Genomic DNA, 8607 nt, shown 5'->3' on the forward strand with positions numbered 1-8607 from the left:
GCCGGGTTTCTCGGCCCGTGTGGCCAGGGCGTCCACCTAGACCGCGGCGGCCTCCGCCCAGCCGGCGAGCCCTACGAGCCATCCGCCGCGCACGGCGGCCCGGAAGTCGGCGACGAACTCCCGCCAGCCGCCGCCCACATGGGTCGTGCGGCGCCGCAGATGCCGGGCGCCGGCGGCGAAGGCGGCCCCGGCGGCGCAGGCCGCCCCCGCCCCGGCTGCGGCCACCGGCTACACCCTTCCGGTCACCGGCGGCACCATCGGCACCGGATACCACGTGCCCGGCGCCATGTGGTCCAGCGGCCACCACACCGGCGTCGACTTCGTCGTGCCGACCGGCACCCCGGTCAAGGCGGTCGCCGCCGGCACCGTGGTCTCCGCCGGATGGGGCGGCGCCTACGGCAACCAGGTCGTCCTCAGGCTCGGTGACGGGCACTACGCCCAGTACGGCCACCTCTCCCAGCTCTCCGTCTCGGCCGGTCAGACCGTGACGGCGGGGCAGCAGGTCGGACTGTCGGGCGCCACCGGCAACGTGACCGGTCCGCACCTGCACTTCGAGATCCGCACCACCCCGAACTACGGGTCGGACGTCGACCCGGTCGGCTACCTCCGCTCGCACGGCGTCCCCGTCGGCTGAGGCCCACCCCGCGAACCATCTCCCTGACGCACCGAAGGCCGGCCCCCGATCCCCGGGACCGGCCTTCGGTGTGTCCCGCCCGCGATGTGTGCCGGTGTATTCCCGAGTGCGGTCTGTCGGTGAAGTGGCTTATCTCACCGTCCGTCAACCCCGTATTACGGTCGCGTAGGTCACATCCGAAGGTGAATCATGGTCCGACGTGGCAGACGATTCGAAGAATGACAGCAGATCAGTGATCGGGTCGTACGTGGCGCTGGGGGACAGCTTCACCGAGGGTGTCGGCGACCCCGGCCCCGACGGGGCGTTCGTCGGCTGGGCGGACCGGTTCGCGGTCCTGCTCGCCGACCGGCGGCCCGAGGGCGACTTCGCGTACACGAACCTGGCCGTGCGCGGGAAGCTCCTCGACCAGATCGTGGCCGACCAGCTTCCGAGGGCCGTCGAACTGGCCCCGGACCTCGTCTCCTTCTGCGCGGGCGGCAACGACATCATCCGTCCCGGCACCGACCCGGACGAGGTGGCCGAGCGCTTCGAGCGCGCGCTGGCCCGGCTCGCCGGGGCCGCGGGCACGGTGATGGTGACGACCGGCTTCGACACCCGGGGCGTCCCCCTCCTCAAGCACCTGCGCGGCAAGATCGCGACCTACAACGGGCACGTGCGCGCCATCGCCGACCGGTACGGCTGTCCCGTGCTCGACCTGTGGTCCCTGAAGTCCGTGCAGGACCGCAGGGCCTGGGACGGCGACCGGCTGCACCTGTCGCCCGAGGGGCACACCCGGGTGGCGCTGCGCGCCGGGCTGGCCCTCGGCCTGGAGGTTCCGGCCGACCCCGAGCAGCCGTGGCCGCCGCTCCCGCCGCGGGGCACCCTGGAGGTCCGCCGCGACGACGTCCACTGGGCCCGTGAGTACCTCGTCCCGTGGATCGGCCGCCGGCTGCGCGGGGAGTCCTCCGGCGACCACGTGACGGCGAAGGGCACCCTGTCGCCGGACGACATCAAGATGCGCATCGCCTCGGTGGCCTGACCGCCGGCGCCGCGAGCCGCCGGAACACGGCCGCGCCGCCGCCCCGTACCGCGCACCCCGCGGTACGGGGCATCGCCCGGCCGCGCCCCGGCGTGCCCGCTCAGCGGCCCCGCGCGGTCAACGCCTCGCGCGGCAGCCCGAGTTCGCGGGCGAGTGCCTCGTCCACCCACTGCTGGGCCCGGGACCGGGGACCGCGTCCGGGTACGACGTGAGCCGCACCGCGAGTGCGTCGGGTGCAACGCGGGCATCGCCCGGCCGCACCTCCGGCGGGACGGCCGAGCGCCCCCCTGCGGTCAACGCCTCGCGCGGCAGCCCGAGGTCACGGGCGAGTGCCTCGTCCGGCCGCGCCCTGCGGTCAGCGGCCCCGCGCGGTCAACGCCTCGCGCGGCAGCCCGAGTTCGCGGGCGAGTGCCTCGTCCACCCACTGCTGGGCCCGGGACCGGGGGACCGCGCCCGGGTACGACGTGAGCTGCACCGCGAGCCCGTCGAGGAGCGCGGTGAGCCGCAGGGCAGCCGCCGCCGGGTCGGCGCACGCGAACTCGCCCGCGGCCACGCCCTCCGTCAGGACAGCGGCGATCGCCGCCTTCCACTGCCGGTCCAGGTCCCGGGTGACCTCCCGCAGGGCCGGCTCGCGCAGCGCCACCGCCCAGCCCTCGATCCACAGCCGCCAGCCCTTGGCCTGCCCCGTGGGCGCGTACCAGCGCACCGCCGCCCGCAGCCGGCGCAGCGCCGAGGTGCGCCGCCCGAGCAGCGCCCGCAGCCGCGTCAGATCGCCCTCGGCGGCGTAGGCGAACGCGGCGGCGACCAGCTTCTCCTTCGTCGAGAAGTGGTACAGCACCAGCGCGTTGCTCACACCGAGCGCGGACGCCACGTCGGCGATCCTGACCGCCGCCACGCCCCGCGCCTCGATCTGCCCGACGGCGGCCCGCAGCATCTCCTCCCGCCGCTCCGCCACGCTCAACCGCACTCTCGCCACGCGGGTCACCCTAATCCGTCGGCCGGGCCCCGCCGAACGGGCCGCGGCGGGAGCGGCGCACCCCGGCCACTCCACCGGGCGGGTCCCGCCGGACGCGGGCCGCCCGCCGACGTCAGCGGTACCAGCCGAAGCGGTCCGCCAGCGCGGCCAGACGGTCCTCGGCCAGGGCGTGGGCGGCTGCGCGCGCAGTGGTGCGGCCGGCCTCCGCGCGGGCGAGCACCTGGCCGGTCAGGGCGCGCACCGAGCGGCGGACGCGGTCGAACGCCTCGTCCGCGTCCGCACCGATGTCGCCGAAGAGGGTCCACCACCACCAGGCGTTCGTCGCGGAGTTGACCACCACGTCCGGCAGCACGGTCACCCCGCGCGCGGCCAGCGCCGCCTCCGCCTCGGGCCGTACCGGCATGTTGGCGGCCTCGGCGATCCAGCGGGCGGTGACGCGCCCCTGCTCGGCGGCGCCGACGGCGTACGACACCGCAGCGGGCACCAGCACCTCGGCGTCGGCGGACAGCCAGGCGTCCCCGGGCAGTTCGCGGTCGCCGGGGCGCAGCGCGGCGCGGTCCACGGTGCCGTACGCGTCCCGCGCGGCCAGCAGCGCCTCTACGTCCAGGCCCTCCGGGTTGGCGACGGTCCCCCTGACGTCGGCCACGGCCACCACCGTGAGGCCCGCGCGGGAGAGGAAGCGGGCCGTGGCCCCGCCCATGGTGCCGAGGCCCTGCACGGACACCCGCGTGCCCCGGTACGGCACCGACTCTCGGTCCAGGGCGGTCAGCACCGACTCCGCCACCCCGCAGCCCCCGGCCAGCTCGTCCAGGCCGATGCCGTCCACCTCCACCGCGAAGGCGTCCGCGAGCCGCCCGCGGGCCGCCGCCTCGTCGTCCAGCAGCGGATAGACCGCCTGGACGGAGGAGACCAGACCCGCCTCGGCGGCCGCGCGGTCCACCAGGTCCTGGGTGAGCCCCAGGTCCTCCCCGGTGGTCCAGAAGCTCTCGATGCAGGGCCGCATGGCACGCAGGTAGCGCACGAGCAGGCCGTAGGCCCCCGGGTCGCGCGGGTCGCAGTCGATGCCGCCCTTGGCGCCGCCGAGCGGGACGTAGCGCGCCTCGGGGTCGTAGTGCAGGGCCTCCTTCATCGTCATGCCGCGGGCGAGTCCGGTGACCTCCTCCAGCGTGCAGCCGGGCCGCATGCGCAGCCCGCCGCTGGCCACGCCCCGCACCAGCCGGTCGACGACCAGGAACCCCTGGCGGCCGGTGACGTGGTCGGTCCAGACGAGCGACATCAGGGGGGCGGCCATGGGATCTCCCGGGGGTTGCTACTGAATCGCCGGTCAGTATCCGGAGCGGCCGGCCACGGTGTCAAAGCGCCCGGGCGGCCCCGTGCGCGGTGCGCGGGGGCCCGGCCGGCCCTCGGCCGGACCCCGGCGATCGAGGTCCGGTCGAGGGGCCGACCATAATGGAGGACCTCAGCGATCCACCTGGAGGTACCGTGACCGGTTTGCGTTCCCAGAGCTTCGGGCTCAGCGTGCTGCGGCCCGCGGCCTTCGGCGCGGATCCGGGTGGGGAGCGCCTCGCGCGCATCCTCCGTTCCCCCCATTTCAAGGACGGCGTCTTCCAGAACCCCGGCGGCGTGGCCCGCACTCGCCCCTCCGGGTCCACCGTGGAGCTCGCCAAGGTGTTCTTCGACAAGGACACCCGGCCGCTGCGCACGCCCCGCGGCACCGTGCCGGTCCATCCGACCACCTTCGCCGACCTCGCCGCACCGCCCGCCACCGGGCTGCGGGTGACCTGGATGGGCCACTCCAGCGTGCTCGTGGAGATCGACGGGCGGCGGGTGCTGTTCGATCCCGTCTGGGGCGAGCGCTGCTCCCCGTTCCCCTTCGCCGGGCCCAAGCGGCTGCACCCGGTGCCGCTGCCGCTGGCCGCGCTCGGCCCGGTCGACGTCGTGGTCATCTCGCACGACCACTACGACCACCTGGACATGCCGACCGTCAAGGCACTGGCCGGAACGGACACGGTGTTCGCGGTGCCGCTGGGCGTCGGCGCGCACCTGGAGCACTGGGGCGTGTCCCCGGACCGGCTGCGCGAACTCGACTGGCACGAGTCCACCCGGATCGGCGGGCTCACCCTCACCGCCACCCCGGCCCGCCACTTCTGCGGCCGGGGTCTGCGCAACACCCAGCACACCCTCTGGGCGTCCTGGGCCGTCGCCGGTGAGGAGCACCGGGTCTACCACAGCGGCGACACCGGCTACTTCGACGGCTTCGCGGAGATCGGCGCGGCCCACGGCCCGTTCGACGCCACCATGATCCAGATCGGCGCGTACAGCGAGTTCTGGCCCGACATCCACATGACGCCCGAGGAGGGCCTGCGCGCCCACCTCGACCTCCAGGGCGGCGCACCGCACGGTGTGCTGCTGCCGATCCACTGGGGCACCTTCAACCTCGCCCCGCACGCCTGGGCCGAACCGGGGGAGTGGACCAAGGAGGCCGCCGAGGAGGCCGGCCAGGCGGTGGCGCTGCCGCGCCCCGGCGAGCCCTTCGAGCCCGCCGGGAAGGTGCCCGCGGAGGCGTGGTGGCGCTCCGCGTCGGCGCCGGTCCCGCACCTGTGGCGGCGCCCGGCCGCGACACCGGTCACGGCGGAGGTCCCAGGGGTGGGTGGGGACGCGGGCGTGGAGGCCGACGTGGACCTGGCCGGCGGGCGCTGACCGGAAAACGTGTAGCACGAAAGCGACGCGAGGCGAACGCCGAGGAAGCCGCGAAGAAAAGGACTCGCAAGGATTCCGTAAAGACTTCACCACGCGCTAGCATCCCGCGCTGTGAAGCGAATCCTGATGCAGGCCGGCAACGACCCCTTCGACGTGCCCACGCTCGAGAGCACGCTGGTGCGCAACAGTATTCGCGGCAACGTCGGCAATCTGATGTACACCAACGCGGCGTACCGGCACATGTCCGTGCCGGGCGCCCGGATCCAGGTGGACACCACGCACTTCGCCGAGCTCAAAACCGCGGACGCGGACCGCGTGAACGAGGAGTGCGACGTCTTCGTGCTCCCGATGGCCAACGCCTTCAAGGCGAAGTTCGTCCCGCACCTGCACATCCTGGCCGACCTCATCGGCAGGCTGAAGGTGCCCGTGGTCGTGTTCGGCGTCGGCGCCCAGGCGAGACTGGACTACGACACGGCGTTCCTGAAGCCCGTCGACGAGGCCGTCAAGCGGTTCGTCGGCGCGGTGCTGGACCGTTCGGCGTCCATCGGGGTGCGCGGCGAGTTCACCGAGCGCTATCTGCGCGAACTCGGTTTCCGCGACGTCGACGTCATCGGCTGCCCCTCGATCTACCTGCGGGGCCCCGGGTACCGGCTGGACCAACCGGGCGGACGGACGCTGCCCGACGGCGCCCGGATCGCGCTGTCCACCGCCCTGCGGCTCGCGAACGCCGACCACGCCTCGGCCGTCAACGCCGCGATCCTGCGCCGGTACCCCGACCTCACCTACTTCGCCCAGGAGGGGCGGGACCTCCAGACCCTGTACTGGGGCGACACCTCGGCGGCGGCCGGGCAGTCCGCGCCGATGCCCGACCTCGGCTCCCACCCGCTGATCGGCACGGCCGACGTGTGCGTGCCGCTGGAGCCGCACAGCTGGACGGACGCCCTCGCCGCGTACGACTTCGCCGTCGGGACCCGCATCCACGGCAACGTCGCCGCCCTGGTCGCCGGCACCCCGGCGTTCGTCCTCGCCCACGACTCGCGCACCCTCGAACTGGCCCGCTACCACCACATCCCGCACCGGGTCCTCACCGAGACGGACGCCGACGTGGATCTCGCCGACCTCTACGGGGAGGCCGACCACACGGCGTTCGACGCGCACTACGAGGACGGCCTGCGGCGGCTGCTCGACTTCATGACGAGGAACGGCCTGGAGAACGCCTACGACCACGGTGACGGCGGTCAGGAGTACGACCGCAGGGTCCGTGCCGCGCGGTTCCCCCGGCCGTTCCGGCGCTCCGACGCCGAGAGCGCCGAGGACCTGCGCTTCCGCATCACCCTGCTCAGGGAGCAGAACAAGGCGATCGCGCGCCAGGCCGCCCGGGCGGAGAAGAAGGCCACCGCCCAGGCCGCCCAGATCAAGAAGCTCGAGGCGGCGCTCGCCGCCCAGCGCGAGTCGAGCGAGAAGCGGCTGCGCGCGCTGGAGGCCCAGGCGCGGAACCGCCTGCCCAACCAGGCCAGACGGCTGGTCAAGCGGCTCGCGCCCAAGTGAGCCGACCCGCCGGGGCCGGCGGGCGAGGCGGGTGTGCCGGCCCGGAGGTGACCGAAGGTGACGGTCCCCGGCCCGCGGACGGCCAGGCGCCGGCCGCCCGGGGGGCCGGGCCACGGGTCGGCCGGGTGCCCGATCCGCAAACCCCGGACACCCCGAGGGCCGGTGCGCACACCTGTACGCACCGGCCCTCGCTGCCGTCTTCCGACCACTTCTGACCAGGTCGGATCACTTTCTTTTCGTACTCGGCGCGCCCTTTCGGCGCGGTTATCGGTCTGTCGTACGAGGCGTCATACCAGAGCGGGACCCTGCCCGGGGGACTTTGTCAACTGCCCACCGCACATGATGCGCGGGCGACTACTGTCAGTGTCCGGATGGCAGCCCGACGGACCAGTACGAGGACGCAGATGTCTCACCTCCGTGCACCGGCCGCCCGCGCAGACCGCCGTGAGGGCGGCCGGCACGGACGTCCGGTCGCCCGACCCGCTCCCGCACTGCCCGAGACGCACATACGGCCCCAGCTCATGCGGCTCGCCGTGCTCCCGCCGACGGCGGTGGCCCTCAGCGCGAGCGCGGCCGTCATCTTCGGCATCCGCTCCTCCGGCGCACGCCCCGGACCCACCCTGTGGGCCGTGCTCGCCGGGGCCGCCGCGGTGGCCGCCGCGGCCGTCCTGATCGCCGCCGTCGCCGCGGACCGCGCCGCCCGCCTCGTCAGCGACCGGGTCGGCGCCCTGCGCCGCAGCGCCGCCCGGGGCGAGGCCGACCTGCGCGCCCTGGTCGAGGCCCTGCGCCGCGGCGAGACCCCGCAGCGGCGCGGACCGCGCCAGGCGCCGCCCGAGGACGCAGACGACCTCGACCTGCTCGCCGCGGAGCTGGCCCGGGCGCACGACGGCGCCGTCACCGCCGTCGTGCAGGCCGCCCAGCTCTCCAGCCAGGCGGGCAGCGAACAGAAGCTGGAGGTCTTCGTCAACCTCGCGCGGCGGCTGCAGTCCCTGGTGCACCGGGAGATCTCCATCCTGGACGACCTGGAGAACGAGATCGAGGACCCGGACCTGCTCAAGGGCCTCTTCCACGTCGACCACCTGGCCACGCGCATCCGGCGGCACGCGGAGAACCTCGCCGTGCTCGGCGGCGCCGTCTCCCGCCGGCAGTGGAGCAACCCGGTCTCGATGACCGAGGTGCTGCGCTCGGCCATCGCCGAGGTCGAGCAGTACTCCCGGGTCAAGCTGGTGCCGCCCATCGACGGCGAACTGCGCGGCCACGCCGTGGCCGACGTCATCCACCTGCTCGCCGAACTGGTCGAGAACGCCACGGTGTTCTCCGCCCCGCACACCCAGGTGCTGCTGCGCGCCGGCCTCGTCACCTCGGGGCTGGCCGTTGAGGTCGAGGACCGCGGCCTAGGCATGCCCGTCGGCGAACAGACCCGGATGAACGCGCTGCTCGCCGACCCCGACCAGGTCAACGTCGCCAGCCTGCTGGCCGACGGCCGCATCGGCCTGTACGTCGTCTCCCAGCTCGCCCGCCGCCACGGCATCACCGTCCGCCTGCAGACCAACATCTACGGCGGGGTGCAGGCCGTCCTCGTCGTGCCGCAGGCCGTGCTGGGCTCGGCGCCGGGCGCATCCGGTGCCGTACCGGGACGGCAGCCCGGCCCGGCGGACACGGGCCCCCTGCCGGTGCCCCCGCCCCCGCCCGCCTCCGGCGGCACCGCGGCCGGCGGCGCGCTCCCGGCCG

At 74.5% G+C, this 8607-nt stretch carries 7 protein-coding genes and 2 pseudogenes; 5 read left to right on the top strand and 4 right to left on the bottom strand.

Annotation, left to right across the window (positions count from 1 at the left end; genetic code table 11):
* Positions 1-36: 36 nt before the first annotated feature.
* Positions 37-225: a hypothetical protein gene (locus tag PV343_RS39950; protein WP_319151972.1), complete on the bottom strand. Its 189-nt coding sequence runs from the start codon at positions 223-225 to the stop codon at positions 37-39.
* Here PV343_RS39950 and PV343_RS39955 point away from each other — a divergent pair.
* Both PV343_RS39955 and PV343_RS39960 read left to right on the top strand, forming a co-directional pair.
* Positions 194-634, top strand: a pseudogene (locus PV343_RS39955) (M23 family metallopeptidase); the annotation flags it as partial. The gene PV343_RS39950 and the pseudogene PV343_RS39955 overlap by 32 nt on opposite strands.
* Positions 635-866: 232 nt before the next feature.
* Positions 867-1652, top strand: coding sequence for an SGNH/GDSL hydrolase family protein (locus PV343_RS39960; protein WP_319151971.1), 786 nt, complete (start codon positions 867-869; stop codon positions 1650-1652).
* A 100-nt stretch (positions 1653-1752) separates the two neighbouring features.
* Here PV343_RS39960 and PV343_RS39965 read toward each other — a convergent pair.
* The 3 genes and pseudogenes from PV343_RS39965 to PV343_RS39975 all read right to left on the bottom strand — a co-directional run.
* Positions 1753-1883: pseudogene (locus tag PV343_RS39965) on the bottom strand (TetR family transcriptional regulator); the annotation flags it as partial.
* A 124-nt stretch (positions 1884-2007) separates the two neighbouring features.
* Positions 2008-2607: a TetR family transcriptional regulator C-terminal domain-containing protein gene (locus PV343_RS39970; protein WP_387952475.1), complete on the bottom strand. Its 600-nt coding sequence runs from the start codon at positions 2605-2607 to the stop codon at positions 2008-2010.
* 133 nt (positions 2608-2740) lie between these two features.
* Positions 2741-3919 (bottom strand): Glu/Leu/Phe/Val dehydrogenase dimerization domain-containing protein, encoded by a 1179-nt coding sequence (locus PV343_RS39975; protein ID WP_319151967.1) that lies wholly within the window; start codon positions 3917-3919, stop codon positions 2741-2743.
* Positions 3920-4110: 191 nt separating this feature from the next.
* On the opposite strand from PV343_RS39975, the gene PV343_RS39980 reads away from it, so the two are divergent.
* From PV343_RS39980 to PV343_RS39990, 3 genes are all read left to right on the top strand, one after another.
* The gene (locus tag PV343_RS39980; protein ID WP_319151968.1) at positions 4111-5328 is read left to right on the top strand and encodes an MBL fold metallo-hydrolase; all 1218 of its coding nucleotides are present in this window, start codon (positions 4111-4113) and stop codon (positions 5326-5328) included.
* A 111-nt stretch (positions 5329-5439) separates the two neighbouring features.
* The gene (locus PV343_RS39985; RefSeq protein WP_319151969.1) at positions 5440-6876 is read left to right on the top strand and encodes a polysaccharide pyruvyl transferase family protein; all 1437 of its coding nucleotides are present in this window, start codon (positions 5440-5442) and stop codon (positions 6874-6876) included.
* A gap of 404 nt (positions 6877-7280) precedes the next feature.
* A partial coding sequence (locus PV343_RS39990; protein ID WP_319151970.1) for a sensor histidine kinase occupies positions 7281-8607 on the top strand: 1327 nt, incomplete at its 3' end.

Source organism: Streptomyces sp. WI03-4A (genome assembly GCF_033792105.1).
GTDB lineage: Bacteria > Actinomycetota > Actinomycetes > Streptomycetales > Streptomycetaceae > Streptomyces > Streptomyces collinus_A.

Bases quoted from the DNA above. Each gene is read 5' to 3' on its own strand.
- PV343_RS39975 (WP_319151967.1), bottom strand. From the start codon at position 3,919: ATGGCCGCCCCCCTGATGTCGCTCGTCTGGACCGACCACGTCACCGGC.